Source organism: Paracidovorax avenae ATCC 19860, assembly GCF_000176855.2.
Taxonomy (GTDB): domain Bacteria; phylum Pseudomonadota; class Gammaproteobacteria; order Burkholderiales; family Burkholderiaceae_C; genus Paracidovorax; species Paracidovorax avenae.
In genome coordinates this window covers 2,666,727-2,692,934 of record NC_015138.1, presented here as the reverse complement: position 1 = coordinate 2,692,934, position 26,208 = coordinate 2,666,727, and the positions used below count along the sequence as shown (strand labels likewise).

At 67.2% G+C, this 26,208-nt stretch carries 19 protein-coding genes and 1 tRNA gene; 3 read left to right on the top strand and 17 right to left on the bottom strand.

Features of this window, described 5'->3' with window-relative positions:
- Positions 1-205: 205 nt before the first annotated feature.
- From ligA to smc, 3 genes are all read right to left on the bottom strand, one after another.
- On the bottom strand, positions 206-2,404 hold the full coding sequence (gene ligA / locus ACAV_RS11865; RefSeq protein ID WP_013594814.1) for an NAD-dependent DNA ligase LigA: 2,199 nt from the start codon (positions 2,402-2,404) through the stop codon (positions 206-208).
- Between the two features lie 58 nt (positions 2,405-2,462).
- Positions 2,463-3,587, bottom strand: coding sequence for a cell division protein FtsZ (locus tag ACAV_RS11860; RefSeq protein ID WP_013594813.1), 1,125 nt, complete (start codon positions 3,585-3,587; stop codon positions 2,463-2,465).
- A 66-nt stretch (positions 3,588-3,653) separates the two neighbouring features.
- Positions 3,654-7,181 carry a chromosome segregation protein SMC gene (smc, locus tag ACAV_RS11855; RefSeq protein ID WP_013594812.1) on the bottom strand — a complete coding sequence of 1,176 codons (3,528 nt, stop codon included), beginning with the start codon at positions 7,179-7,181 and terminating at the stop codon, positions 3,654-3,656.
- Positions 7,182-7,603: 422 nt separating this feature from the next.
- Here smc and xopAP point away from each other — a divergent pair, with 422 nt between their 5' ends.
- Positions 7,604-8,689, top strand: coding sequence for a XopAP family type III secretion system effector (gene xopAP / locus ACAV_RS11850; protein ID WP_013594811.1), 1,086 nt, complete (start codon positions 7,604-7,606; stop codon positions 8,687-8,689).
- A gap of 168 nt (positions 8,690-8,857) precedes the next feature.
- On the opposite strand, the gene ACAV_RS11845 is transcribed toward xopAP, so the two are convergent.
- From ACAV_RS11845 to ACAV_RS11835, 3 genes are all read right to left on the bottom strand, one after another.
- Positions 8,858-9,235 (bottom strand): YnfA family protein, encoded by a 378-nt coding sequence (locus tag ACAV_RS11845; protein ID WP_013594810.1) that lies wholly within the window; start codon positions 9,233-9,235, stop codon positions 8,858-8,860.
- Complete coding sequence (locus tag ACAV_RS11840) at positions 9,204-12,326, bottom strand: bifunctional diguanylate cyclase/phosphodiesterase (protein ID WP_013594809.1); 3,123 nt, start codon at positions 12,324-12,326, stop codon at positions 9,204-9,206. Before ACAV_RS11840 ends, ACAV_RS11845 begins: the two co-directional genes overlap by 32 nt.
- A gap of 203 nt (positions 12,327-12,529) precedes the next feature.
- On the bottom strand, positions 12,530-13,804 hold the full coding sequence (locus ACAV_RS11835) for an arsenic transporter (RefSeq protein ID WP_013594808.1): 1,275 nt from the start codon (positions 13,802-13,804) through the stop codon (positions 12,530-12,532).
- Between the two features lie 247 nt (positions 13,805-14,051).
- Between ACAV_RS11835 and ACAV_RS11830 the strand changes: the two genes are divergently transcribed.
- Positions 14,052-15,887, top strand: coding sequence for an ABC transporter ATP-binding protein (locus ACAV_RS11830; RefSeq protein WP_013594807.1), 1,836 nt, complete (start codon positions 14,052-14,054; stop codon positions 15,885-15,887).
- Positions 15,888-15,946: 59 nt separating this feature from the next.
- Here the strand turns inward: ACAV_RS11830 and ACAV_RS11825 are convergent, their stop codons facing one another.
- Complete coding sequence (locus ACAV_RS11825; RefSeq protein WP_013594806.1) at positions 15,947-16,510, bottom strand: sugar O-acetyltransferase; 564 nt, start codon at positions 16,508-16,510, stop codon at positions 15,947-15,949.
- 207 nt (positions 16,511-16,717) lie between these two features.
- Entirely contained in the window at positions 16,718-17,488 is a 771-nt protein-coding gene (locus ACAV_RS25085; protein WP_244875540.1) for a hypothetical protein, read from the bottom strand.
- A gap of 228 nt (positions 17,489-17,716) precedes the next feature.
- On the opposite strand from ACAV_RS25085, the gene ACAV_RS24100 reads away from it, so the two are divergent.
- Positions 17,717-17,875, top strand: a complete 159-nt coding sequence (locus tag ACAV_RS24100; RefSeq protein ID WP_011795940.1) for a DUF3309 family protein — start codon at positions 17,717-17,719, stop codon at positions 17,873-17,875.
- A 186-nt stretch (positions 17,876-18,061) separates the two neighbouring features.
- Here the strand turns inward: ACAV_RS24100 and ACAV_RS11815 are convergent.
- From ACAV_RS11815 to thrS, 9 genes are all read right to left on the bottom strand, one after another.
- Positions 18,062-18,138: transfer RNA gene (locus tag ACAV_RS11815), tRNA-Pro, on the bottom strand.
- 28 nt (positions 18,139-18,166) lie between these two features.
- On the bottom strand, positions 18,167-18,559 hold the full coding sequence (locus ACAV_RS11810) for a MerR family transcriptional regulator (protein WP_013594804.1): 393 nt from the start codon (positions 18,557-18,559) through the stop codon (positions 18,167-18,169).
- Between the two features lie 106 nt (positions 18,560-18,665).
- Entirely contained in the window at positions 18,666-19,031 is a 366-nt protein-coding gene (locus ACAV_RS11805) for an integration host factor subunit alpha (protein WP_013594803.1), read from the bottom strand.
- Positions 19,031-21,469: a phenylalanine--tRNA ligase subunit beta gene (gene pheT, locus ACAV_RS11800; RefSeq protein ID WP_013594802.1), complete on the bottom strand. Its 2,439-nt coding sequence runs from the start codon at positions 21,467-21,469 to the stop codon at positions 19,031-19,033. Before pheT ends, ACAV_RS11805 begins: the two co-directional genes overlap by 1 nt.
- A 73-nt stretch (positions 21,470-21,542) precedes the next feature.
- On the bottom strand, positions 21,543-22,595 hold the full coding sequence (pheS, locus tag ACAV_RS11795; protein WP_011795944.1) for a phenylalanine--tRNA ligase subunit alpha: 1,053 nt from the start codon (positions 22,593-22,595) through the stop codon (positions 21,543-21,545).
- Between the two features lie 114 nt (positions 22,596-22,709).
- Positions 22,710-23,072, bottom strand: coding sequence for a 50S ribosomal protein L20 (gene rplT / locus ACAV_RS11790; RefSeq protein ID WP_013594801.1), 363 nt, complete (start codon positions 23,070-23,072; stop codon positions 22,710-22,712).
- Between the two features lie 26 nt (positions 23,073-23,098).
- Positions 23,099-23,302: a 50S ribosomal protein L35 gene (gene rpmI, locus ACAV_RS11785; protein ID WP_013594800.1), complete on the bottom strand. Its 204-nt coding sequence runs from the start codon at positions 23,300-23,302 to the stop codon at positions 23,099-23,101.
- Positions 23,303-23,472: 170 nt separating this feature from the next.
- Positions 23,473-24,060 (bottom strand): translation initiation factor IF-3, encoded by a 588-nt coding sequence (gene infC, locus ACAV_RS11780; RefSeq protein WP_081463125.1) that lies wholly within the window; start codon positions 24,058-24,060, stop codon positions 23,473-23,475.
- Positions 24,061-24,147: 87 nt separating this feature from the next.
- Positions 24,148-26,067, bottom strand: a complete 1,920-nt coding sequence (gene thrS / locus ACAV_RS11775) for a threonine--tRNA ligase (protein ID WP_013594798.1) — start codon at positions 26,065-26,067, stop codon at positions 24,148-24,150.
- Positions 26,068-26,208: the final 141 nt, after the last annotated feature.

Sequence of the window (26,208 nt, the reverse complement as noted above, 5' to 3'; positions counted from 1 at the left end):
AATATTGGGGGCTTACACCCATTCGATTACTAAATACTCGACCGCCAATTGATAAAAACGGCGTATTAGTCGCGCAGAGCGGATTAATTCGAGCAAACCTGACCCACAGGCTGCCCGGTTTCACACGCTGGATAGTTACGGGCAAGACAGGTACTGGACCGTGCCAGGCCCGTGCCCCGCCGCGGCACCACTGCTGCAACCTGGCTCAATCGCCCTGTAGCAGGGCAAGCATGCCCGCCTCGTCCAGGACAGGCACACCCAGCTCCTGCGCCTTGGTGAGCTTGCTGCCGGCCTCTTCCCCGGCCACGACATAGTGCGTCTTCTTGCTGACCGAACCTGCGACCTTGGCGCCCGCGGCTTCGAGCCGCTCCTTGGCATCTTCACGGCTCAGGGTCGGCAACGTGCCGGTGAGGACAAAGGTCTTTCCAGCCAGCGGCAAGGTGGCGCGTTCGGCTGGCGGGCCTTCCTTCCAGGTGACGCCGCAGGCGCGCAGCTGCTCCACCACCTCGCGGTTGTGAGGCTGCGCGAAGAAGGTATGGATGGCCTCCGCGACGATGGGGCCGACGTCGTTCACCTCGAGCAGTTGTTCCACGCTGGCGCCGATGATGGCGTCCAGGCCGCCGAAATGGCGCGCCAGGTCCTTGGCCGTGGCTTCGCCCACATGGCGGATGCCCAGGCCGAACAGGAAGCGCGGCAGTGTGGTGTGCTTGGACTTCTCCAGGGCCGCCAGCACGTTCTGCGCGGATTTCTCCGCCATGCGGTCCAGGCTGCTGAGCGCCGTCAGGCCCAGCCGGTACAGGTCCGGCAGGGTACGGATGACCTGGCCTTCCACCAGCTGGTCCACCAGCTTCTCGCCCAGGCCTTCGATGTCCATGGCCCGGCGCTGGGCGAAGTGGAGCAGCGCCTCCTTGCGCTGGGCCGGGCAGAAAAGCCCCCCGGTGCAGCGGTGGTTGGCTTCGCCTTTCTCCCGGACCACCGCGCTGCCGCAGATGGGGCACTGGCGCGGCATGCGGAAGTTGGGCACGTAGGGCGACCGCGGCGCGGCACGCGCAGCATCGGCCCCGGGGGCCGTGCCATCCGCCCCGGAAGCGGCGTCCACCAGGGCATCGGAGCCCTGCAGCGCGCCCGCCACGGGCAGCAGGGCCGCCGGCACCGTGCCCACCACTTCGGGAATCACGTCGCCCGCGCGGCGCACGATGACCTGGTCACCGACCCGCACGCCTTTCTTGCGGATCTCGAACAGGTTGTGCAGCGTGGCGTTGGTGACGGTGACGCCGCCCACGAAGACGGGAGCCAGCCGCGCCACGGGGGTGAGCTTGCCGGTACGGCCGACCTGCACGTCGATCCCCTCCACGCGGGTAACCATCTCCTGCGCCGGATACTTGTGCGCCACGGCCCAACGCGGCTCGCGGGTCACGAAACCGAGTTGCCTCTGCAGAGCCAGGCTGTTGACCTTGTACACCACGCCATCGATGTCGTAGGGCAACTGGTCGCGGCTCTCGCCCACCTCCCGGTGGAAAGCGACCAGCTCGGCCGCACCCAGCGCGGTCCGCACCTGCGCAGCGACCGGGAACCCCCAGGCCTTGAGTTGCTGGAGCATGTCGAAGTGGGTGGCGAAGTCGGGTCCGCCCTCTGCCGCCGGAGTGATGTCGCCCAGGCCATAGGCGAAGAAGCTCAGGGGCCGCTGCGCGGCAATGCCCGAGTCGAGCTGGCGCACCGCGCCGGCCGCCGCGTTGCGCGGATTGACGAAGGTCTTGCCGCCGGCCTCGCGCTGGCGCTCGTTGAGCCTGTCGAAATCCGCACGGCGCATATAGACTTCGCCCCGCACCTCCAGCACCGGCGGCACGCCCTTGTCGCCGCCCGTGGGCAGCGTGAGCGGGATCTGGCGGATGGTGCGGATGTTATGGGTCACGTCCTCGCCCACTTCGCCATCGCCGCGTGTGGCGGCCTGTACCAGGCGACCGTTCTCATAGCGCAGGCTCATGGCCAGGCCGTCGAATTTGGGTTCTGCAACGTATTCGACCGGCGACGCATCGGGCGCGAGCTTGAGCTCCCGGCGCACGCGGGCATCGAACGTCTCGGCGCCGCTGGCCTCGGTGTCGGTCTCGGTGCGGATGCTGAGCATCGGTACCGTATGGCGAACGGGCGTCAGGCCCTCCATCACCGCTCCGATCACGCGCTGCGTGGGCGAATCGGGCGTGACGAGTTCGGGATGAGCCGCCTCCAGTGCCTGCAGGGCCTGGAAGACACGGTCGTATTCGGCATCCGGCACGGTGGGTGCATCCAGCACATAGTACTGGTGCGCCCATTGGTGCAACTGCGCCCGCAGCGCGGCGACGCGGCGGCCCAGCTCCTCGGGGTCGTCCTGGGCAGGAGCGGAAAACAGGTCGGGATGTTCGGCCATGGCGATCGTCTTTCGGAAAAGGGGCACGGCGGGCCGCCGCCGGGCCGCCGTGCGATGTTCAGCTGAACAGCCGCCGTGCCAGCACCGACCCGGCCGACAGTTCGCGGCTGTCGAGCTTGTCGTAGAGCAGCTCCAGGTCCGCGGCGATGGGGTCCATGGTCATGGCAGGCAGCGGCGTACCGTTCTGGTCGCACAGCACGCCGTCCATGGCCTGGCCCAGGGACGCAGCCACCTCCCGCAGCCGGGCGAAAGGCTGCTCGCTGCGGTGGACCTGCGCCACGTCCAGGCTGAGCGTGATGTCGCGGATGGCCGACTGCTCGGGATCTTCCGACAGGGCGGCCTGGGTGTCGTAGGACAGCGTGAGCACCGGCGGGAGACCCTGCCCCCCGGCCGGCAGCACCAGGCGGCCGGGCATGGCGCCGGCCGTGAAGCCCTGGCGCAGCGCATTCTGCTGCACGTAGCCCGGGCTCCATGCCGCGTGGCGGGCGCGCAGGCAGAACGCCAGCTGCGCGTCGTGGTCGCTGGCGAACTGGTCGAGCTCGCGGGCACGAGCGACCTCGTGCAGCATGTCGGGAAAATCAGGCGTGGCGTTGATCGCATCCGCGAAGCCCTGGGCCTTGAGCACGAACTCGGAAAACTCGATCTCGTTGAGGGCACCCACGCGGTTGGCAAGCTGCACGCCGGCCTGGAACTGGGTGTATCGCTGGCCGGGAACCGGGGTTTCCCATTGCTGCGCTGCTTCGTTGAAGCCCTCGATGGCGAACGGTTTGCTACCGGCCCGGCGGGTGGTCGGCAACGCCGCCAGCGCCGCGTCGCCGGAGACGACCTGTTCGGGAATGATGGGTGCGATGGCGTCGATCAGCGGGTCGAGCCCTCCCCTGCGTTCTGCCGGAGGCACGGGCATCTGCAACGAATCCTGCCAGTCCACCGCATGGCCACCCTGGCGGGCCTCGCATGCGGATGCCGGCAGCGGCGCGCCCGGGGACAGGCCGCCGGCCGGTCCTGCCGGCAGGTCGAAGCCGGGCTCCTGGCGCACCAGCGTATCGGCGGCGCCTGCCTCGGCCCCTTCCTGGGGGCTGGCGCGCTTGGGCGCATTGCGGTGGGTGGTCCAGGCGTTGTAGGCGACGACGATGGCCAATACCACGCCACCCGCGATGATGAGGCCGAGTTGGAAATTGCTCATGGTGTGAGTGAAACGATGTAACGCGGTGGCCGGGTGCCCTGCTTCATGCGGATTTGCTGTAGGACATCAGGCCTCAGCCATCGACAGCGCAGACTCCATGTCCACGGCGACGATGCGCGAAACCCCCTGCTCCTGCATCGTCACGCCGATGAGTTGCTCGGCCATTTCCATGGCGATCTTGTTGTGGCTGATGAAAAGGAACTGCGTGCCGCGGCTCATGCTCGCGACGAGTTTGGCATAGCGTTCGGTGTTCGCGTCATCCAGCGGCGCGTCCACTTCGTCCAACAGGCAGAACGGCGCAGGGTTGAGCTGGAAGATGGCGAAGACCAGCGCGATGGCCGTCAGCGCCTTCTCTCCGCCGGAGAGCAGGTGGATGGTCTGGTTCTTCTTGCCCGGGGGCTGCGCCATCACCTGCACGCCGGAGTCCAGGATTTCGTCACCGGTCATGATGAGGCGCGCCTGTCCGCCGCCGAACAGTTCGGGGAACATGCGGCCGAAATGGCCGTTCACTGTCTCGAAGGTGCCGGACAGCAGCGTGCGCGTCTCGGCATCGATCTTGCGGATCGCATCCTCGAGCGTGTTCATGGCGAGGGTCAGGTCCTCGGTCTGCGCATCGAGGAAGGTCTTGCGTTCGCGGGCCAGTTGCAACTCGTCCAGCGCGGCGAGGTTGACCGCGCCCAGGGCCGTGATCTCGCGGTGGAGCCGGTCGATCTCGGATTGCAGCCCGGCGGCCCGCACGCCGCCCTCTTCGATGGAGCGCGCCACGGCGTCCAGGTCGGCCTGCGCATCGGAGAGCAGGCTGGTGTATTGCTCCAGGCCCAGCCGGGCGGCCTGTTCCTTGAGCTGGAAATCGGTGATGCGCTGGCGCAGCGGATCGAGAGCGCGCTCCAGCTGCAGCCGCCGTTCGTCGCTCGCGCGCAGGCGGGCCGTGAGATCGTCATACTCGCTGCGCTGCGCTGCCAGTGCCTTCTCGCGCTCCATCTTCAGATCCAGCGCCTGCTGCAGGCCCCCTTGCGCCGCCGCAGAAGACAGGCGGCCCATTTCGTCCTGCGCGCGCTGGCGCTCGTCCTCCAGGGAGGAGACCTGCGCGCGCGCGGTGTCGATGGTGCGCGCCAGTTCGGCCCGCCGCGCTTCCAGGCTGCGGCGTGAGAACGTCGCTTCCTGCGCCTGCCTCTCCAGGGCGCGCTGCTGCTCGCGGCACTCGTTCAGGCGCCGCTCGGCCTCGATCACCCGGTCGCCCAACTGGGCATGGCGCTCCTGGCTGTCGGCAAGCTGCATGTCGAGTTCTTCGAAACGCGCCTCGGAAGCCACCGAACGCTCCTGAAGGTCCGCCAATTGCGCCTCCACCTCAGCCAGATCGGCGCCGATCTGCTCGCTGCGCGCCCGGGCCTGCTCCGCCAACTGGTTCAGGCGCAGGCTCTCGACCTGCAACTCGTGGCGCCGGCCCTGGGCTTCCGTAGCTTCGCGCCGGGCCGTCACCAGCCGCTGCGAGGCATCCGCATACGCAGCCTCGGCGCGGACGAGCGCGGTGCGGGATTCCTCGTGGATGAGCGCCTGGGCCCGCAGTTCTTTCTCGAGATGCTCGATTTCCTGTGCGCGGGCGAGCAGGCCCGACTGCTCCGAATCCTGCGCATAGAAACTCACGCCGTGCGCGCTGACCGCATGCCCGCCGGGAACGTAGATCGCCTCGCCGGGCCTCAGCTGCGTGCGGCGGTCCAGCGCTTCGTCCAGCGTGGCGGCCGTCTGGCAGCCCTGCAGCCAGTCCTCCAGAACGGCACGCAGGCCTGCTTCCGGCACCCGCAGCAGGTCGGCCAGCCGTGGTGCGGCCGGCGCCGTGCCGGACGTCCCTGCCGCGGAGGGCGCGCTGTAGAAGGCCAGGCGGGCGGGGGGTGCATCCTGCCCACCGGCCCCGAGGAATCCGCGGACAGTATCCAGGCGCCCGACCTCCAGCGCGCCCAGGCGCTCGCGCAGCGCGGCCTCCAGCGCGTTCTCCCAGCCGGGCTCGATGTGCAGCCGGCTCCACAGGCCCTGCAGCCCGTCCAGCCCGTGCCGGGCCAGCCACGGCTTGAGCTTGCCGTCCGTTCGAACCTTCTCCTGCAGGGCCTTGAGCGCTTCCAGCCGCGCCGAAAGGTCGGCCTGGCGGGCGCCTTCGGCATTGGCGGCCTGCTGCCGCTGGCGGCGCTCCTCGTCCAGCTGGGGCACGCTGTCCTGCAGTTCAGCCTGCCGCGCCTCCGCCATTTCGGCGGCTTCCTCGGCCTCCTGCAACTGCCCGTTCAGATTGGCAAGGCGTGCTTCGTCGGGGGCTGCCAGCGCATTGCGGTCGGCACGCAGGCGCTCGTGCCGCGACTCCGCCTGGCGCCGCTGCTCCTGCAGGCTGCGCTGCTCGGCGGCGAGCACCTGGATCTGCTGCTGTACCTGTACCACCGACGCACGCTGCGCCTCGGAGCGCTGCTGCGCCTGGCGCAGGGCCTCCTCCAGGTCGGGCATCTGCATCGCCTGCTCCTCGACCTGGGCGGCGAGCATTTCTGCGCGCTCTTCCGCATCCACGCCGGCACCGGCGAGGTTTTCCATCTCGTCCTCGGCCTCTTCCTTGCGGGCCGACCACTGCACGATCTGCTCGGCCAGCTGGGCCAGCCGCTGCTCCACGCGCTGGCGCCCTTCCACCACGTAGCGGATCTCCGCCTCCAGCTTGCCGACCTCCGCGGTCGCCTCGTAAAGCCGGCCCTGCGCCTGGTTGACCTGGTCGCCAGCGGCATAGTGGGCCTGGCGGATGGTTTCCAGATCCGCCTCCACATGGCGCAGGTCCGCCATGCGGGATTCGAGATCGTTCACCGCCTGCAGCCCTTCCGTGCGAACGCGGCTCTGTTCGGCTTCCGCGTCGGCGCGCTTGAGGAACCAGAGCTGGTGCTGCCGCAGCGTCACGTCCGACTGCAGCGCGTTGTAGCGTGCCGCCACCTCCGCCTGCTTCTCCAGGCGCTCCAGGTTCGCGTTCAGCTCGCGCAGGATGTCCTCCACGCGCGTGAGGTTCTCGCGCGTGTCGGCCAGGCGGTTCTCGGTCTCGCGGCGGCGCTCCTTGTACTTGGAGACACCTGCCGCCTCCTCCAGGAAAAGCCGCAGCTCTTCCGGACGCGATTCGATGATGCGGCTGATCGTTCCCTGCCCGATGATGGCGTACGCGCGGGGACCCAGGCCGGTGCCCAGGAACACGTCCTGCACGTCGCGGCGGCGCACGGGCTGGTTGTTGATGAAGTAGCTGCTGTTGCCCTCCCGCGTGAGCACGCGCTTGACGGCAATCTCGGCGTACTGGTTCCACTGCCCGCCGGCGCGGTGGTCCGCGTTATCGAAAACCAGTTCCACGCTCGAGCGGCTGGCGGGCTTGCGGTGCGTGGTTCCGTTGAAGATCACATCCTGCATCGATTCGCCGCGCAGTTCGCTCGCCTTGGACTCTCCGAGCACCCAGCGCACCGCATCCATGATGTTGGACTTGCCGCAGCCGTTGGGCCCCACCACGCCCACGAGCTGCCCCGGCAGCACGAAGTGCGTAGGTTCGGCGAACGACTTGAAGCCGGCGAGTTTGATGGAATTGAGGCGCACGGATGGGGCGGCAGGCGTGGGTGCAGCGTGGCAAAGGGCGGCAAGGCAATGCCCGGAACGGACGGACGGCAAAGCCTCCCATGTCTGCCGGGCAGCGCCGGATGATACCGTGGCCCACCGGCCCGCCAGCTGTTTCCGGGCTTCGCGCGTGCCACCGGTGCTTCGCCCGCGGGGGCCGGTGCCTGGCATGCCGATGCTGCAATACGGGCTGCCGTCAAATTCCGGCATGCAGAACAACGGAGGCATTCACCCGCCCACCGCCTTCCCGCAGCGTCCCTTCCGATGACCCGTCCGACATGGCCACACGTCCCCTCTCCTCGCGAGGCAACATACTCCCCTCCACGATGCCACGGTCCCTATCGCCTGCACTTCAGGCTGCGTCCCCCGGTGGGGGACGGCCGCACAGGCTTACCGAGAACGGCATGCACCTTCCGACCCGAGCCGCACCGCGCCTGGCGGTCCATGGCCCGCTCGCCGCTCGCCCGGGTCCAGCCCATCCGGCCCCGCCACGCAACGTCGCTCACCCTCCGGGTGGCATCGACCTGACCCAGGTGGACCTGGGCCGGGCACTGGCCTGCGTGGACCTGCCGACGGCCCCGGTCGAGGGCGGCGGCCACGTTTCCATTTCTCCGGCGGCCCTGGAGCGGATGCGGCGTGAAGTGCTCGAATGCATGCGCGCCCTTTCAGGGCATGCCTACACCGAGGATGCCAGCCGGATTCCGTCCGTGGGAGAGCTGGGCTTCGAATCCGCATGGTCCACGCCCGCGCTACGGTGCTGGAAAGGCGCCACGCAGGATGCCGAAGTGCTGGTGCTGGCCTTTTCCGGCACGCGCATGGATGATCGCGGGGATTTGCTCTGCGACTTCAGCAGCCAATGGACACGGCCGCACCGCAATCCGTTCGGCGACCATCTGCCGACCCTCGGGGCCGTGGGCATGGGCTGGCAGGACCGCTGGCATGAAGAGGCCCGGGCATCCCGGGCGGAGGGGCGCACCCTGCGGTCGCTGCTGGCCGCGAGCGCAGCCGATGCCCGGAATGCGGGCCGGCTGCTGTCGGTTTCGGTGACGGGCCACAGCCTGGGAGCGGCGGTCGGCATCCTCGCAGGGGTGGACATCGCCAACTTCCTGCGGCACAAGGAAATCGACGGCCAGGTGAGTACCTACGCGTTCAATCCTCCCAGGATCGCCCCGGACGGGATCGAAGGGAGATTCCAGGAGGCGCTGGAACTGCGCCTGGGGAGCAACCCCGGAATGCGGTTCGCGCTGCGCCAGTTCGTGCGGGAACAGGACCCCATCCAGTCCATGCCGCTGGGCATGCGCCATCCGGCGTGGTCGCACCCGCAAGGCAGCCGCGTGGCCCGTATGGACCTTGCCCACGCCGCGATCGCCACCTGCACCGACCGGCCCGCCAGCCGCTGGAATCCCGCGGTGAATCACGACCTGTCCCCCTGGAAGGAGGCCATCGGCCGGGGCATGTCCGGCAGCGAGTTGCGGTCGCTCTTCCGTTAAGAGCGGCGAACACGACCCTTCTGGCGTCGTTGCCGCATCTTGTCGTATTACTCGTACTGCCTGCGATACGGCGCCTGGCCAGAACCGCTTCCCTGGGCCGTGTTAGTCGCTCCAAGGCGCAGCCGCCGCGACGGCCGGAGCCCGGCGGCCGGGGGCCGAGGGCCGGCTTCACGCCGCGCCGCGGGGCGCGAAGGCGATGATGGCCATGCCCGCCAGCGTCACCGCCGCGCCGGCGAGATCCCAGCGGTCGGGCCGGATGCCGTCCACCGCCCAGAGCCATCCCAGCGCCACGGCCACGTACACCCCGCCATAGGCGGCATAGACACGTCCGGCTGCAGCAGGATGCAGGGTGAGAAGCCAGGCGAACAGGGCCAGGCACGCAGCCCCCGGCACCAGGAGCCAGGCACTGCGGTCCTGGCGCAGCCACAGCCACGGCAGGTAGCATCCCGCGATTTCCGCCAGCGCCGTCACGGCGTACAGCACGAGGATCTTGAGCTCCGCCACGCCTGCCACCTCATTCCGTTCGCGGAGACGCGACAGCTGCATCCTTTGGCGGGAACGAAAGGACCAGATGCTCGAAGTCGTCCGCACTCACCGGGCGACTCAACAGATACCCTTGCCAGGCGTGGCAATGGTTGCGCTCCAGGAAAACGCGCTGGGCCTCCGTCTCCACGCCTTCGGCGATCACCCGCAGGCCCAGGCTGGTTCCCAGGGCGACGATGGTCCGGGCAATGGAGGCATCGTTCGGATCGGTGAGCACGTCGCGCACGAAGCTCTGGTCGATCTTGAGCTCATCGAGCGGAAGGCGCTTGAGGTAGGCCAGCGACGAATACCCGGTACCGAAATCGTCCAGGGAAAATCCCACGCCATAGGCGCGCAACTGCTGCATCTTCTGGATGGTGTCTTCCAGGTCCTGCTGCAGGAGACTTTCGGTCATCTCGAGCTTGAGGCGGCGCCCTTCCGCGCCCGTGCCCGCCAGCGCCGCGAGCACCTGCCCGACGAATCCACCCTGGTGGAACTGCCGTGCGCTCACGTTCACCGACAGGCTGATCTGGGACAGCACCGGATGGCGCGACCATTGGGCCAGCCGCTCGCATGCTGCGCGCAGCACCCATTCCCCCAGGGGAAGGATGAGCCCGGTTTCCTCCGCGAGCGGAATGAACTCGCCAGGCGAGACGAAACCGCGGGCCGGATGGCGCCACCGCAGCAGGGCCTCGGCTCCCACGATGTGGCCGTGGTGCACCTGGGGTTGGTAGAACAGCTCGAACTCGCCACGGCCCAGGCCGTCCCGCAGGTCGGTTTCCAGGGCCGCACGCGCAGCCACCGATGCCTGCATCTGCGGATCGTAGAACCTCAGTGCATTGCGGCCACTGGCCTTGGCCTGGTACATGGCGAGGTCCGTGCGCTGCAGCAACTCGTCCACCGTCTCCCGCGCTCCCTGGAACACGGTCACGCCCATGCTCAACGTCGTATGGTGGGCCTCGCCCTCCAGCATGAACGGATGGCGCATCGCCGCCAGGATCTTCTGCCCCATCTCTTCCGCCCGGGCAGCCGCGCCCTGCGGGCTCTGGCCCAGGTCTTCCAGCACCACGACGAACTCGTCGCCCCCGTGCCGCGCCACCGTGTCCTCGTTCTGCACGCAGCCACGCAGGCGCTGGGCCACCTGGCGCAGGAGCATGTCGCCGCGCTCGTGCCCCTGCGTCTCGTTGAGGGTCTTGAAATTGTCCAGATCCAGCATGAGCACCGCGCCGCACCGTCCGCGGCGCACGCTGGCAGCCAGTGCCTGCTGCAGCCGGTCCACCAGCAGCCGCCGATTGGGAAGCTGCGTCAGGGGATCGTAGTAGGCCAGGTAGTGGATCTCCTCCTCAGCGGCCTTGTGCTGGCTCAGGTCCACCATCGTGATGAGGCAGGCACCGTCCAGCAACACCCCGGCCATGTCCACCGTGCGCACGGAGCCATCGCCGCAGGTGATGGCGTATTCGCGGGACGGCAGCGTGCCGTCGCCGGCCCGTGCGGCAGTGCACGCGGCGTCCCAGTCCGCCATGGCCTGCTCCCGGCGCAGCGCGTCCGGCTGCACCGCCTCCCACCACTCCCGCACCGTGGAAGGCACTGCGTCGGCATGGCGGCAGATCTGCTCGAAGCGCTCGTTGCGGAAGCTCAGTGTTCCGTCCCGCGCGACGAGGCAGACCCCCACCGGCAGGCGGTAGAGAATCTGCCGCAGCCGCGCTTCGCTGTCGCGCTGCGCCGCTTCCATTTGCTTGCGGTCGCTGATGTCCTGTACCACGGCGATGTGCTGGGCCGGCTGCCTGCGGTCGTTGCGCATCGGCGCCAGACGCAGTTCCGCCCAGACCATCTGGCCGTCCTTGCGGCGGTAGCGCTTCTCGTACCGGTATTCCTGCTGCCCACCCGCCGCGAGGCGGTCGATCACGGCCTCGGTCTCGGCCTGGTCGTCCTGGTGGGTCACGTCGCGCACGGTGAGTGCCAGCAGTTCCTGCGGTTCATAGCCCAGGATCTGGCAGAAGCGCGCATTCGCGCGCACGAAGCGCCGCGTTGCTGTATCCACCTGCGCCACCCCCACCGCGGCCTGGTCGAACAGCGTCTGGAAAGGATCTTTCAGCGCGGCGTGCCGCCAGCGCCAGGAGGCCGCCAGAAGCACCAGCAGCAACGTGGCCAGCGCTCCTCCTGTTGCGGCCAGCCAGGGCACCGCCTGCTCGGCAGGCGACAGGAAGCTGTTTTGCGAAACGAACGTCAGCTTCCACCGCCGGTCGTAGATCTGCAGCTCGCGCTCGTAGCGATGCGCGCCGGACGCCGTGGCAGGCAGTTCCAGCATCGACCGGGTGCCAGCGGGCGGTGCGCCCCGTACCGAACCGACATCCTGCACACCCAGGTCCAGCCCTGTGAGGCGCCCCTCCTCGCGCAGCGCGCTGACCAGGTCATGGAAACGTATCGCGGCCGCCACGGAACCCACATAACGCTGGCCGCCTCCCGCGCCGTCGGTGAACACCGGCAGGCGCAGGCTGAATGCAGACCGGTGCTCGGAGGCCTGCAGCATGTCATAGGGGGCGGAAGCGATGGCGCTGCCGCTGTCGCGGCTGTAGCGCACGGACTCCATGGTGGCAGGCACGGCCCCGATGTCCAGCCCCACGACTCCCATGTTGCCCGACCGCGGCCACACGTAGTCCGCGATGTAGTAGTCCGGGCGATCGCCTTCCGGGCGGATGGCGAACGGTGGCATGCCGTCCGCGGCCAGGGAGGCATCGGCCCGCACCGACGCTTCGAATGCGGCCCTGTCGGCGCTCAGTACGTAGCGCGTGAACGCCAGATTGACGATACCTGCGTACTGGGGCCAGAGCCGCAGTTCGCGCAAGGCATTGTCGAACTCGGCACGGGTCAGGTGGGGATTGGCGATGAAGAGCCCGCGCACCCCGGTGAGCAGCCCGAGGTAGCGTCCGACATGGGTCTCGAGCGCGACGGTGGCCGCAGACGCCTTGCGCTCGAAACGCGCCTGCGCAATGGCGTCCACCGACGTCCGCTGCCATTGCCAGAGCCCGGCACCCACGCCCAGGGCCAGCAGCACCGCGGAAATGCCCAGCCACGGAAACCGTGCAGGCAGGCGCAAAGCGATGGGCGAAGGCATGGGCGGCGGAAAACGGAACACGCGCGGAGCACGTGGATGCGGCACAGCGGGATGGGATGAAACGTCTGAGGATAGCTTCAACGGACCGCCGTTTTTGCGAGCCGGGGCCGTTTGGGCTTTTTTGTGACAATCATCTACCCCTCCTCCATAGCTTTCATGGGTATTCACTGTGCTGCCGGGAGGCCCGGGCGGGCGCCAGCGGCCTACAGCCCGGCGGCCGTCATGCCCATGAGCACCAGGAGAGCTGCCGCGAGCGCCGGGGGCATCACCCAGGCGCCGAACTTCAGGAACTGCAGCGCGCTCACCTCGATGCCTTCGCGCCGCAGAGCCGCCAGCCACAGGAGGGTCGCGAGCGAGCCGGTGATGGAAAGGTTGGGGCCGAGATCGACACCGATGAGTGCTGCGGCCCGCAGCGGCTCTGCGGCATGGGCGGTTTCCAGGGCGGCACCGGCCAGCAGGCCGGCCGGCAGGTTGTTCACCAAATTGGCGCCGAAGCCGAGCAGCGCGCCGAGCACCGGGCCTGCGGCCAGCGGCGCGGCCGCCGCTGCCTCGGCCAGCATGCGGGCCAGGTGTCCCACCACCCCGGTGACTTCCAGTGCCTGCACGAAAACGAAGAGCCCGGCCACCAGGGGCAGCACGCCCCAGGACACCGACTTCAACACCGGCCCCACCTGGTGGCCGCAGCCCGCCCGCAGCAACACCAATGTCAGCAGAGCCGCCCCCAGCGTCGGGGCGCCCAGCGGAATCCGCCACCAGGCGCACCCCACGAGTACTACCGCCGACACCGCCAGCCCTGCAGCGGCCAGGCGGCCGCCGGCACCCAGCGGACGGGCTGGCACCTCGGCGGCCACGGGCCGGTCGATGTCCCGCCGGACGCGCCATTTCAGGACCCAGTAGGTGGAACCGATCGCCGCGACGGACGGCAGGCCGAACAATGCCAGCCAATGGGGCAGCGACGGCATCTGCCCTCCACCCCAAAGGACCAGGTTGGCCGGATTGGAGATGGGCAGGAGAAAACTGGCCGCGTTGGCCACGAAGGCGCAGATCAACAGATACGGCAGGGGCGCCGCGCCGACGGCCCGTGCCACGGCAATCACCGCCGGCGTGAGCACGACGGCCGTGGCGTCGTTGGACAGCGTCGCGGTCACGAGCGTGCCGACACCGAAAACCCATGCGAAGAGGCGCTCGCCGGAGCCCCGCGCCCGGCGTGCCGCCTCGACGGCCAGCCAGTCGAACACTCCTTCGCGGCGTGCCATTTCCGACAGCAGCATCATGCCGGCCAGGAACAGATACACGTCGTGTCCACGCAGCACGCCTTTCCATGCCTCCGCCCAGGGCAGCAGGCCGGACACGGCGAGCACGAGGGCGCCCCCCACGGCCCACACGGCCTCGGGAACGCGCGCGGGCCGCAGGATGACGGCGGCGGTGGCGACGGCGATCACGCCCCACGTCCACCCGGGATGGGCCATTGTCAGCATGGAAAGCGATTCCTTTCTGTGCGCGGCCGCCAGGACAGCCCCCGGCGCGCGCTGTTGTATGGTTCTCTCGCAGGGGCGCTGCCGCCTGCCGGACGCGGATTCTAGGGAACCCGGCCGTGGCCATGGGCAGGAATGGCCCTTGCCGCCCAGAACGCGACCTTGGCCTACATGGCGCCGATTGACCCCTCCCGCATGTGCGGCGCGCAGCACACCTACCATTGCGGCCTGATCAGGAGTGAGCCTGCCCGTGTTCCAGTACTTCGAAAACCGCGTCCCCCCCTACCCCTCCACCGAACCCACCCTGCCACCCAAGGGTTTCATGGCTTTCGTGTGGGCCTGCACGCAAGGCCTGCGCGGCCATGTGATGGCGATGGCGGGTCTGTCCGCGGCCATCGCCGTCTATGAGGCGCTCCTGTTCTCGGTGCTGGGGCACCTGGTGGACTGGCTGTCCGGAACGGCTCCCGACAGTCTCTGGACCGGGCACCGGGGCGCGCTCTGGCTGATCGTCGGCCTGATGGCGGCCAGCATCGGCCTGGTGGTCCTGCAGACGAGCGTGAAGCACCAGGTGCTCGCCATCAACTTCCCGCTGCGGTTGCGCTGGAACTTCCACCGCCTGATGCTCGGCCAGAGCATGTCCTTCTATGCGGACGAGTTCGCCGGCCGCATCACCACCAAGATCATGCAGACGGCGCTGGCCGTGCGCGACATGATCTTCACGACCACCGATGTGGTGATCGGAATGGGCGTCTACCTGGTCACCATCCTTGCACTGGCCGCCGGCTTCGATGCCAGGCTGCTCGTGCCCTTCGCGCTGTGGGTGCTGTGCTACGCCGCAGCCTGCTGGTACTTCGTGCCCCGGCTGGGCAAGGTGGGCAAGGCGCAGGCCGATGCCCGTTCCGTGATGACGGGCCGCATCACCGACGCCTACACCAACATCGCCACCGTCAAGCTGTTCTCCCACACGCGGCGCGAGGCGGAATTCGCCCGCGCGGCCATGGATGCCTTCAAGCATACGGGCTATGCGCAGATGCGTCTCGTCAGCACCTTCGAGATCGTCAACCATGTGCTGGTCGTGGCCATGATCCTGGGAGCCTGCGGCACGGCGCTGTGGCTCTGGTCGATGGGCCAGGTGGGCGCTGGCGCGGTGGCGGCGGTCACGGCCATGGCGCTGCGGGTGTCGGGCCATGCGCACTGGGTCATGTGGGAAGTGACCACGCTGTTCGAGAGCGTCGGCACCATCCAGGACGGCATCAACACCCTCACCCGCCCCCGCACCGTGGTGGACGCACCGGACGCCCGCCCCCTGGCGGTGACGCGCGGCGAGGTGAAGTTCGAGGGCGTGACCTTCGGCTACCAGCCGGGCCGCCCGGTGATCGACGACCTGCACCTGACCATACGGCCTGGCGAGCGCATCGGCCTCATCGGACGCTCCGGTGCGGGCAAGTCCACGCTCGTGAACCTGCTGCTGCGCTTCCACGACGTGCAGGCTGGCCGCGTGCTCATCGATGGCCAGGACATCGCCCACGTGACCCAGGACAGCCTTCGCCAGTCCATCGGCATGGTCACGCAGGACACCTCCCTGCTGCATCGATCGATGCGCGACAACATCCTCTACGGCCGCCCCGATGCCACGGACGCGCAGATGCACGAGGCTGCGGAACGCGCGGAAGCCGCCGCTTTCATCGACCAGCTCACCGACCTGCAGGGCCGCAGCGGCTACGACGCGCAGGTGGGCGAGCGCGGAGTGAAGCTGTCGGGTGGCCAGCGCCAGCGCGTGGCCATCGCCCGGGTCATGCTCAAGGATGCGCCCATCCTATTGCTGGACGAGGCCACGAGCGCGCTCGATTCGGAAGTGGAAGCCGCCATCCAGCAGAGCCTGGATACCCTGATGCAGGGCAAGACCGTCATCGCCATCGCCCACCGCCTCTCCACCATCGCGGCGCTGGACCGGCTCATCGTGCTCGACGCCGGCCGCATCGCCGAGCAGGGCACGCATGCCGAACTGCTGGCCCAGGGCGGCGTATATGCCCGGCTGTGGGCGCACCAGAGCGGCGGCTTCCTGGGAGAGCCGGACGGCACCTGAACGCCGCTGCGAGGAAATCCGCGGTACGGCGGTCTCGCGGCGTACCTCTCAGCGGTGGCTCAGCGGGGGCGCAGCGGCCGCGCGGGATTGCCGCCCACGGTGGCGCCGGCCGCCACATCGCGCGTGACGACGCTGCCCGCGCCGATCACCGCTCCATCCCCCACCGTGATGCCCGGCAGCAGGATCGCCCCGCCGCCGATCCAGACGTCGCGGCCGATGCGCACCGGCCGGCCCGACTCCAGCCCGGTGGCACGGGTGGCTGCGTCGCGGGGATGGTCCGCCGCATAGATCTGCACGCCGGGCCCGATCTGCGTTCCGTCGCCGATGTGCACTTCCACCACATCGAGGATCACGCAGTTGAAATTCAGGAACACACCCGATCCCAGGTGGATGTTGAAACCGTAGTCGCAATGGAATGGCGGCCGCACCGCCGTGCCTTCTCCGACGGACCCGAGGCCCTCCAGCAGCAGCATGTGCCGCCCGCGCGCATCCAGGCTGGCGTGGGCCGCCATGTCGTTGTACCGCGCCATCCAGCGGCGCGCGGCGGCCATGTCGGCCTGCAGTTCCGGATCGCCGGCATGGTAGAGCTCGCCGGCCAGCATTTTCTGTTTTTCGGTCGCCATGGCGCATTGTGGCCAGTCCTGGAGGTCCCCGCCTGTCGGAAATAGGCCTGACCGCGGACAGCGACACCAGCGCCTCGCGTGCCCGGATCAATTCGGCGGCATGCCGCGCTCACACGCTCCCTGTGCCAATCAACGGTCCGATCGGCGGGTATCACGCATTCCACGAACCGCCACACGCCCGCTTGCAGCAGTGCCGCACTGGGCAGGTCAGCTGACCAGATCGGCCACAGCCTTGGCCATCGACTTGATCGCTTTGGCCAGGGCTTCCATGCTCTTCATCGTGAATTCGTTGAGCGCAGCCTGCATCTGTGCACGCACGGAGGCTTCAGTGAGCGCATTCTGGTTCGCCATCTGCTGCTCCTGCGCCGTGATGGCCTTGCGCGTGGAGCCGTCAGCACGGTGAGGTCCATCTTCGCCGTCTTCCGGGTCATTGTCCCCCTGGCCGAAATGCGGTTGGGACGGCTTCGGCGCGAAGTGCGGCATGGTGAACTCCGGCCCGCCGGCATGCGGCGGTCCATTGTCCACCTCGGGTGGCATGTCCGTGCCTGTATGCCCATGGAATTCGCTGCCGGACGGCTTGAGGATTTGCAGCGTCTCGCCAGCCGAACCATGCAGCGTTGGCGCCGTTGCGGGGCGACCTTGTCCCGACGATAGGGCCGCTCCGCTGCCGGGAGCTTTCTCCCCATCAGGGTGCATGGCCACTGCCGGCGTGTCTGCCGGGTTGTCTGATGTGCGCTGTCGCTTGAGCGGCGAACTGCCACCCACGCCTGAAGGACTTGCGCGCAACTGGCTGCGCGGTGGCAATGCATCGAGTCCGGCGCTGGATGCCGTGCGCTTGCGAGCCGTCAAACCCACCGGAGTTTCCGGCCCCTTGCGCGATTCCGGCCGCGACTGCGGCGATGCGGCATCCGCCGCCTGGGACAACGGGGGGCGCAGGGCTGACAACGGTGACGAAAGAGCGCCGGTGCGTGCGTTCATGGAATCGAGGGTAATGAGTCTGGGTTGGGCACCAGTGTGTGCGGGGACCGGCATATCCGCGCGCGGCCACCGCGAAGCTGCTCCCAGGCACGCGAAACAGCAAGCACCTGCGCCAGTTGCGTCGATTCCCTCCTACGCCCGCGAGCGCTTCCGGCCTGCCGCCCGCTCCCGTGCCCCCTTCAACAATGCCTCACACCATCTCTCCACAACACACGGAAGGGCAACACCATGTCGATCTCCCTCATCCTGCTCATCATCCTGATCCTCATCCTGATCGGTGTGCTCCCGACCTGGGGGCACAGCCGCTCCTGGGGCTATGGGCCCAGCGGCGGCGTGGGCCTGGTCGTGGTGATTCTGCTCATCCTGCTGCTGATGGGACGCATCTGACAGTAGCCCGGGGCCTATGCATGAGGCCGAAAGCGACAAGGCCCGGTGCGTTGCACCGGGCCTTTTTTTGATTGCGGACGGACGCAGCGCCGGACAGCGCCAGCCGCCCTGAAGCGAAGTCTGGAGCACGGGCCCCGGAAAAGAAAAAAGGCCCAGCTTCTTTCAAAGCTGGGCCTCTCACATCAATGGTCGGCGTGGCGGGATTCGAACTCGCGACCCCTTGCACCCCATGCAAGTGCGCTACCAGGCTGCGCTACACGCCGACAAGACTTAGATTATATAGGCAAAAAATCAGTGGCCGGACAAAAGTGCACGAATTTCCAATAATTCTTTCCGCATCCCTTCCAGGGACAGGCCGCCGCGCTCAGCGTCAGCGCCTGCACCGCCCGTCGCCACGGACGCTTCACCATCGTCACCCTCTCCATGGCTGTCCACCTCCTGCAGGCGGTTGCGCGCGCCACTGATCGTGAAACCCTGGTCATACAGCAACTCCCGGATGCGCCGGATCATCAGCACCTCGTGATGCTGGTAGTACCTGCGGTTTCCCCTGCGCTTCATGGGGCGCAGCTGCGTGAACTCCTGCTCCCAGTACCGCAGCACATGGGGCTTGACTCCGCACAGCTCGGCGACTTCGCCAATGGTGAAGTACCTTTTCGCGGGAATGGAAGGAAGCGGCGTGCCCATGGAAGTGCGCAAAGGGTGAAGGCGGACGGCGGGAAGGGTACTGCAGGGCCGGGGAACGCGCCAGCGGCTCAGTCAAGTGACAGCCGGTGTACGCGCCCCACCCTCGTCAGGCGGCGGACGACCCGCCGCCCTGGATCTGCTCCTTCAGCTTGGTGCTGGCATGGAAGGTGACTACCCGGCGCGCCTGGATCGGAATGGCTTCCCCCGTACGCGGGTTACGCCCCGGGCGCGGTGCCTTGGTGCGTATCTGGAAATTCCCGAACCCGGAAATCTTCACGTCCTGGCCGTCCACCAGGCGCTGCGCGATCAGGTCGAAGAACGCATCGATCATGTCCTTGGACTCGCGCTTGTTCAGGCCGATCTGGTCGAACAGCAGTTCAGCGAGCTGCGCCTTGGTCAGCGCAGGCGTCTCCAGGCTCTCCACGGCCAGTTCCATCATGTCCGAGCCCTTGGAAGTGTTGGTCAAAGTCATCACCGCAGTCGCGCCCCCAGTTGCTGCTCCAGCTTCTGCAACACCGCCTGCAGCGATTCGTCGATCTCCGCGTCGGTGAGCGCCGTCACGCCGTCGCCCAGGGCCAGTCGCACCGCGAAGCTTTTCTCTCCGGGGGCAAAGCCGGCCACGGGCTCGCCATCCTTGCCGCGCTTGGGCCGGAACACGTCGAAGAGCACCGCCGAGCGCAGGCGCGTCGCGGGCAGCGCGCTGCCGACTACGCGCATCACGTCCGCATGGGTCGTCTGCTCGGACACGACGATGGCGATGTCACGTTCCACGGCCTGCTGCTTGCCCACCGCGGCGAACCGCGGGACATCTCGCGCCAGCACCGCATCCAGCTCGAGTTCGAACAGCACCGGAGCCTGCGCGAAATCCCATTGCTGGCGCCACTTGGGGTGCAGCTCGCCAATGAAGCCGATGCTGCGCCCTTCCAGCAGCACGCGCGCGCAACGTCCGGGGTGCAACGCCGGATGCTCGGCGGGCTCGAACACGGCCTTGCGTGGAGCGAGCAGCGCTTCCACGTCACCCTTCACGTCGAAGAAGTCCACGGCATCGTCCTTGCGGCTCCACTGCAGCACATCCCCTGCTCCGTAGGCCGCGCCCGCGACACGCATGGGCTGGTGGAAACCTTCGACCGTGGTGTCGGAGCTGGCCACGCCCGCATCGCGCAGGAACACGCGGCCCAGTTCGAACACGCGCACCCGGGGTGCCTTGCGGTCGAGGTTGAACTTCAGTACCTGCAGCAGCGATCCCAGCAGCGACGAGCGCATGACGCTCATCTGGCTGGCGATGGGATTGAGCAGGCGAATGGGTTCTGCATTGCCCGCGAGGTCACGCTCCCACTGCTCTTCCACGAAGCTGAAATTGATGGTTTCCTGGTAGCCGAGGGCAGCCAGCTCCCGCCGCACCGCGAATGCGCTGCGCCGGTCTTCACGCCGCAGCTTGGGAGTGATCGGGGCGAGCGGAGGCGTCTCGGGCAGTTGGCCATAGCCTACGATGCGCACCACTTCCTCGATCAGGTCCTCCTCGATCGCGATGTCGAAACGATAGGACGGCGGCGTGACCGTGAGGCGCCCTTCACCCTCTTGCGGATGCAACCCGAGCTTGCGCAGGGCATCGGCGCACTGCGCCAGCGTGAGCGGCATGCCGATCACCTTGGCCGCACGCTCGACCCGCAGCGTCACCGGCCGGGCTTGCGGCAGGTTCGGTGCCTGGTCATCGATCGGGCCGCAGACCGTCTCGGGCGTGCCGCAGATCTCAAGCACCAGTTGCGTGATGCGCTCGATGTGCTCCACCGTCAACCGCGGGTCCACGCCGCGTTCGAAGCGATGGCCCGCATCAGTGGAGAAGTTGAAGCGGCGCGACCGGCCTGCCACCGCCTTGGGCCACCAGAAGGCCGCCTCGATGTAGATGTGGCGCGTATCGTCGGACACCGCGGTGGCGTCCCCGCCCATGATGCCAGCCAGCGACTCCACCTGCCGTTCGTCGGAGATCACGCCGACCTGGCCATCGACATCGACCGTGGCGCCATTGAGCAGCTTCAGTGACTCGCCTTCGCGGCCCCAGCGCACGTCCAGCCCGCCATGGATCTTCTCCAGGTCGAAGATGTGCGAAGGCCGGCCCAGCTCGAACATCACATAGTTGGAGATGTCCACCAGCGGCGATACGCTGCGCTGGCCGCAGCGCGCGAGTCGGTCCAGCATCCAGCGGGGCGTGGACGCTTTCGCGTTGATGTGGCGCACCACGCGGCCGGAGAAACGTCCGCACAGGTCCGGTGCACTGATCTTGACGGGCAGCACGTCGGCGCTGCCCACCGGAGCCGCGGCGAACACGGGCTCGCGCAGCGGTGCGCCCGTCAACGCTGAAACTTCGCGCGCGATGCCGTACACGCTCAGGGCGTGGGCCAGGTTGGGCGTGAGCTTGAGCGTGAACAGCGTGTCGTCGAGGGTGAGGTACTGGCGGATGTCCTGCCCCACCGGCGCATCCGCCGGCAGCTCGAGCAGGCCCTCATGGTCTTCCGAGAGCTTGAGTTCGCGCGCGGAGCAGAGCATGCCCTGGCTCTCCACGCCGCGGAGCTTGCCCACCTTGATGGCGAAAGGCTTGCCGTCCTCGCCCGGAGGCAGTTCAGCCCCTACCGTGGCGCAGGGCACCTTGATGCCCACGCGGGCGTTGGACGCACCGCAGACGATGTTCAGCAGAGTGGGCTGGCCGACATCGACCTGGCACACCCGCAGCCGGTCGGCATTGGGATGCTGCACCGCTTCCTTGATCTCGCCCACCACCACCCCGTGAAACGGGGGCGCGACGGGGGACAGGTCCTCCACCTCCAGGCCCGCCATGGTGAGGGTTTCGGCCAGCTCTGCCGTGGACAGGGGCGGGTTGCAGAATTCGCGCAGCCAGGATTCAGGAAATTGCATAGTCGGTTCAAAAGGAGCGGCCGGCGCCGCAGGGGCCGGGCCCGCGCGGCGAAGTCGAAAAGGGGTTCAGCGCTTACTGGAACTGCGAGAGGAAGCGGATGTCGCCGTCGAAGAACAGGCGCAGGTCGTTGACGCCGTAGCGCAGCATGGTCAGGCGGTCTGGGCCCATGCCGAATGCGAAACCGATGTACTTCTCGGGATCGAGCCCCATGTTGCGCACCACGTTGGGATGCACCTGCCCGGAGCCCGCCACTTCCAGCCAGCGGCCTGCCAGCGGACCATCCTGGAACTGGATGTCGATTTCGGCGCTCGGTTCGGTGAACGGGAAGAAGCTCGGGCGGAACCGCAGCACCAGGTCGTCACTTTCGAAGAAGGTGCGGCAGAAGGCGGTGAACACGACCTTCAGGTCCTTGAAGCTGACGTTCTCGCCGATCCAGAGCCCTTCGCACTGGTGGAACATCGGCGAATGCGTGGCATCGCTGTCCACCCGGTAGGTGCGGCCCGGGGCGATCACGCGGATCTCGGGCATGGGCTGGCCGGCGTCCAGCAGCGCGCGGTGCTTCTTCACATGCTGGACGGCATGGCGGATCTGCATCGGGCTGGTGTGCGTGCGCAGCAGCAGCGGGGCGGACGCCGTGCCGCCCTCCACATAGAAGGTGTCGTGCATCGACCGCGCGGGATGGTCCTCCGGCGTGTTCAATGCCGTGAAGTTGAACCAGTCGGATTCGATTTCCGGGCCGTCCGCCACGTCGAAACCCATGGATCCGAAGATGCCCTCGATGCGCTCCAGGGTGAGCGAGACGGGATGCAGGCCGCCCTGCCCCCGCTGGCGTCCGGGCAGCGTCACGTCGAGCGCCTCGGCCTGCAGCTGCGCCTGCAGCTCGGCGTCGGCCAGGGCCTGGCGGCGCTCGTTCAGGGCCTGCTCGATGGCCTGCTTGGCCACGTTCACCGCGGCTCCCCGGGACTTCTTCTCCTCGACAGGCAGCTGGGCCAGGCCCTTGAGGAGTTCGGTCACACGCCCGGCCTTGCCCAGGAACTGGGCCTTGGCATTTTCCAGGTCGGTGGGCGTGGCCGCGTCCGCGAACATCCTGCGGGCGGCATCTACCAGGGAATCCAGCTCGTTCATACCAACTCTTTGTCGTCTTGGAGAAATAAACAAGGGCTAGCGCCTTTTCAAGCCCTAGCCCTTGCTGTTGTTGCGCAGGCAGCTACCCGGAGAGGATAGCTGCCGATCGTGAGATCAAGCGGCGGCCAGCTTGACCTTGACTTGTTCCACGATGCTGCCGAAGGCAGCCTTGTCGTGCACCGCGAGGTCGGCCAGCATCTTGCGGTCGATCTCGATGGCAGCCTTCTTCAGGCCGTTCGTGAACTGGCTGTAGGTCAGGCCCAGTTCGCGGGAAGCGGCATTGATACGGGCGATCCACAGTTGGCGGAACACGCGCTTCTTGGTACGGCGGTCACGGTAGGCGTATTGGCCTGCCTTCATCACCGCCTGCTTGGCGATGCGGAAGACGTTGCCGCGGCGGCCGCGGAAACCCTTGGAGAGGGCCAGGACTTTCTTGTGACGGGCGCGTGCCGTTACACCACGTTTGACGCGAGGCATGTGTGTACTCCTTGTTCGTCAGTAAATTAAACGCCCATGCCGGGCAGCATCTGTGAAATCGAGCCCATGTTGGTCTCGTGCACAGTAACCGCACCACGCAGATGGCGTTTGTTCTTGGTGGTCTTCTTGGTCAGGATGTGACGCTTGAAGGCTTGACCGCGCTTGACGGTGCCACCGGGACGAACGCGGAAACGCTTTTTCGCGCTGCTCTTGGTCTTCATTTTGGGCATTTCAATGCTCCTTTTTGTCGTGCTCGCGAGGCGTTTGCAGACCCATCCGCAAACTTGCAGGCCCCGAGCCACTTCTTTTGCGGCCGCCATGGACGGCCGCGGCAGGGTACGAAACCCATGCCATGCCCGGATGCACTTGCATGCATCCGGAGACACTCCTGGCCCGCCACTCAGGTGGCCTGGGCCCCTTCCGCCACCGGCTTCGCGGCGGGCTTGCGCTTGCCGGGCGCGATCATCATGATCATCTGGCGCCCTTCGAGCTTCGGGAACTGCTCGACCAGGATCGTGTCCCCGAGGTCGTCGCGGATCCGATTGAGCAGCGCGAGGCCGATTTCCTGGTGGGTGATTTCACGGCCGCGGAAGCGGAGCGTGATCTTGCACTTGTCACCTTCGGCGAGGAAACGGCGGATGTTGCGCAGCTTGATGTTGTAGTCGCCGTCGTCCGTACCGGGACGGAACTTCACTTCCTTGATTTCGATGACCGTCTGCTTGGCCTTGGCCTCGGCCGCGCGCTTCTGCTCTTGGTACTTGAACTTTCCATAGTCCACAAGGCGGCACACGGGAGGGTTGGCCGTAGCGGCAATCTCCACCAGGTCCACATCCAACTCGCCCGCCATGCGGAGGGCTTCCATGAGGCTGACCACCCCGAGCGGCTCGTTGTCCGGCCCGGAGAGGCGAACCTCGGGAGCCATGATTTCACGGTTCAGGCGGTGCTTGCGCTCCTCGCGCTGGCGACGGTCACGAAATTCAGTAGCGATGGCTGTATTCCTTCAATCAACAAGCCACGAAAAATGTGGCGATACGCCGCAGCGCGGCGGGACCTCTGCGGCGTACCCGGCAATGCATCAGACCTTGTCGGCGATGTCCTGCCCGATCAGGGAAATGAACGCCTCCAGCGGCATCACACCCAGATCACGGTTACCCCGTGCCCGCACGGCAACGGCACCAGCCGCCTTCTCCTTGTCACCCACGACGAGGATATAGGGCAGCTTTTGCAACGAATGCTCTCGTATTTTATACGTAATCTTCTCGTTGCGCAGATCCAGCTCCACCCTAAGGCCTTGATTCGGCAGCGCTTTTTGGAGCTTTGCGGCAATTTCGCGACAGTAATCGTCCTGCGCGCCGGTAATGTTGAGCACCGCCACCTGCACCGGGGCCAGCCAGACGGGCAGCGCGCCCGCGTGCTGCTCGATCAGGATGCCGATGAAACGCTCCAGGCTGCCGACGATGGCACGGTGCAGCACGATGGGACGGTGGCGCTGGCCATCCTCACCCACGTACTCCGCTCCCAGGCGCTCCGGCATGGACGGATCCACCTGGATGGTGCCGCATTGCCAGTGGCGGCCGATCGCGTCGCGCAGCGTGTACTCGAGCTTCGGGCCATAGAACGCACCGTCGCCCACCGCGATCTGGTAGTCGCAGCCCGAAGCCTTCAGGCTTTCGATGAGGGCATTCTCGGCCTTGTCCCAGCTTTCTTCCGAGCCGATGCGCTTTTCCGGGCGCGTCGCCACCTTGTAGATGATGTCGGTGAAGCCGAAATCCTTGTAGACCTTCTGCAGCAGGCTCGTGAAGTTGATGCACTCCTGCTGGATCTGGTCTTCGGTACAGAAGATGTGGCCATCGTCCTGCGTGAAGGCGCGCACGCGCATGATGCCGTGCAGGCCGCCCGTGGGCTCGTTGCGGTGGCACTGGCCGAACTCGCCGTAGCGCAGCGGCAGGTCGCGGTAGCTCTTCACGCCCTGGTTGAAGATCAGGATGTGGCCGGGGCAGTTCATCGGCTTGAGGGCGTAGTCGTGCTTCTCGCTCTCGGTCGTGAACATGTTCTCGCGGTACTTGTCCCAGTGACCCGTCTTCTCCCAGAGGTGCTTGTCGAGGATCTGCGGGCCCTTGACTTCCTGGTAGCCGTTGTCGCGGTACACCTGGCGCATGTACTGCTCCACGCCCTGCCAGATCGTCCAGCCCTTCGGGTGCCAGAAGACCGTGCCGGGGGAGTGCTCGTCGATGTGGAACAGGTCGAGCTCGCGGCCGAGGCGGCGGTGGTCGCGCTTTTCGGCCTCCTCGATGCGCTTGATGTACGCCTCCAGGTCTTTCTTGTCGGCCCAGGCGGTGCCGTAGATGCGCTGCAGTTGCTCGTTCTTGGCATCGCCGCGCCAATAGGCGCCGGAAACGCGCGTCAGCTTGAACACCTTCAGGAATCGCGTGTTCGGCACATGGGGGCCGCGGCACATGTCCACGTATTCCTGGTGGTAGTACAGGCCCATGGCCTTCTCGTCGGGCATGTCCTCCACGAGGCGCAGCTTGTATTCCTCGCCGCGCTCGCGGAAGACCTGGATCACCTCGTCGCGGGGCGTCATCTTCTTGACGACGTCGTAGTCCTGCGCGATGAGCTCCTTCATGCGCTGCTCGATCGCCGCGAGATCTTCGGGCGTGAAGGGGCGCTCGTAGGCGATGTCGTAGTAGAAGCCTTCCTCGATCACCGGGCCGATCACCATCTTCGCCGTGGGGTAGAGCTGCTTGACGGCATGGCCCACCAGGTGGGCGCAGGAGTGGCGGATGATCTCCACGCCTTCCTGGTCCCGCGGGGTGATGATCTGCAGGCGCGCGTCGTGGTCGATCACGTCGCTGGCGTCCACCAGGCGGCCATCGACCTTGCCTGCCACGGTCATCTTGGCGAGTCCCGGCCCGATGGACTGGGCCACGTCGGCCACCGAGACGGGGCCGTCGTATTCACGTTGGGAGTTGTCGGGAAGCGTGATCCGGATCATGTGCTGAAGCCTTGGGTTCGACGGGGGAGGATGCGCGAGAAAAGCGAAGGCGAAAAAAAACGCGGAACGATGTCCGCGCTTTTTCGGGGTTGCAGGCAACAGTGAGTGACGTGCAGGCGCGAACATGCAGCCTAGCGGCTG

Excerpts from the sequence above, each read along its gene's own strand:
- rpmI (WP_013594800.1), bottom strand. The coding sequence starts at position 23,302 with ATGCCCAAAATGAAGACCAAGAGCAGCGCGAAAAAGCGTTTCCGCGTT.
- ACAV_RS24100 (WP_011795940.1), top strand. The coding sequence starts at position 17,717 with ATGTCGATCTCCCTCATCCTGCTCATCATCCTGATCCTCATCCTGATC.
- pheS (WP_011795944.1), bottom strand. The coding sequence starts at position 22,595 with ATGAACGAGCTGGATTCCCTGGTAGATGCCGCCCGCAGGATGTTCGCG.
- ACAV_RS11835 (WP_013594808.1), bottom strand. The coding sequence starts at position 13,804 with ATGCTGACAATGGCCCATCCCGGGTGGACGTGGGGCGTGATCGCCGTC.
- ACAV_RS11860 (WP_013594813.1), bottom strand. The coding sequence starts at position 3,587 with ATGAGCAATTTCCAACTCGGCCTCATCATCGCGGGTGGCGTGGTATTG.
- pheT (WP_013594802.1), bottom strand. The coding sequence starts at position 21,469 with ATGCAATTTCCTGAATCCTGGCTGCGCGAATTCTGCAACCCGCCCCTG.
- ACAV_RS11840 (WP_013594809.1), bottom strand. The coding sequence starts at position 12,326 with ATGCCTTCGCCCATCGCTTTGCGCCTGCCTGCACGGTTTCCGTGGCTG.
- rplT (WP_013594801.1), bottom strand. The coding sequence starts at position 23,072 with ATGCCTCGCGTCAAACGTGGTGTAACGGCACGCGCCCGTCACAAGAAA.
- thrS (WP_013594798.1), bottom strand. The coding sequence starts at position 26,067 with ATGATCCGGATCACGCTTCCCGACAACTCCCAACGTGAATACGACGGC.
- ligA (WP_013594814.1), bottom strand. The coding sequence starts at position 2,404 with ATGGCCGAACATCCCGACCTGTTTTCCGCTCCTGCCCAGGACGACCCC.
- xopAP (WP_013594811.1), top strand. The coding sequence starts at position 7,604 with ATGCACCTTCCGACCCGAGCCGCACCGCGCCTGGCGGTCCATGGCCCG.
- ACAV_RS11805 (WP_013594803.1), bottom strand. The coding sequence starts at position 19,031 with ATGACTTTGACCAACACTTCCAAGGGCTCGGACATGATGGAACTGGCC.
- ACAV_RS11810 (WP_013594804.1), bottom strand. The coding sequence starts at position 18,559 with ATGGGCACGCCGCTTCCTTCCATTCCCGCGAAAAGGTACTTCACCATT.
- ACAV_RS11845 (WP_013594810.1), bottom strand. The coding sequence starts at position 9,235 with ATGCAGCTGTCGCGTCTCCGCGAACGGAATGAGGTGGCAGGCGTGGCG.
- ACAV_RS25085 (WP_244875540.1), bottom strand. The coding sequence starts at position 17,488 with ATGAACGCACGCACCGGCGCTCTTTCGTCACCGTTGTCAGCCCTGCGC.
- ACAV_RS11825 (WP_013594806.1), bottom strand. The coding sequence starts at position 16,510 with ATGGCGACCGAAAAACAGAAAATGCTGGCCGGCGAGCTCTACCATGCC.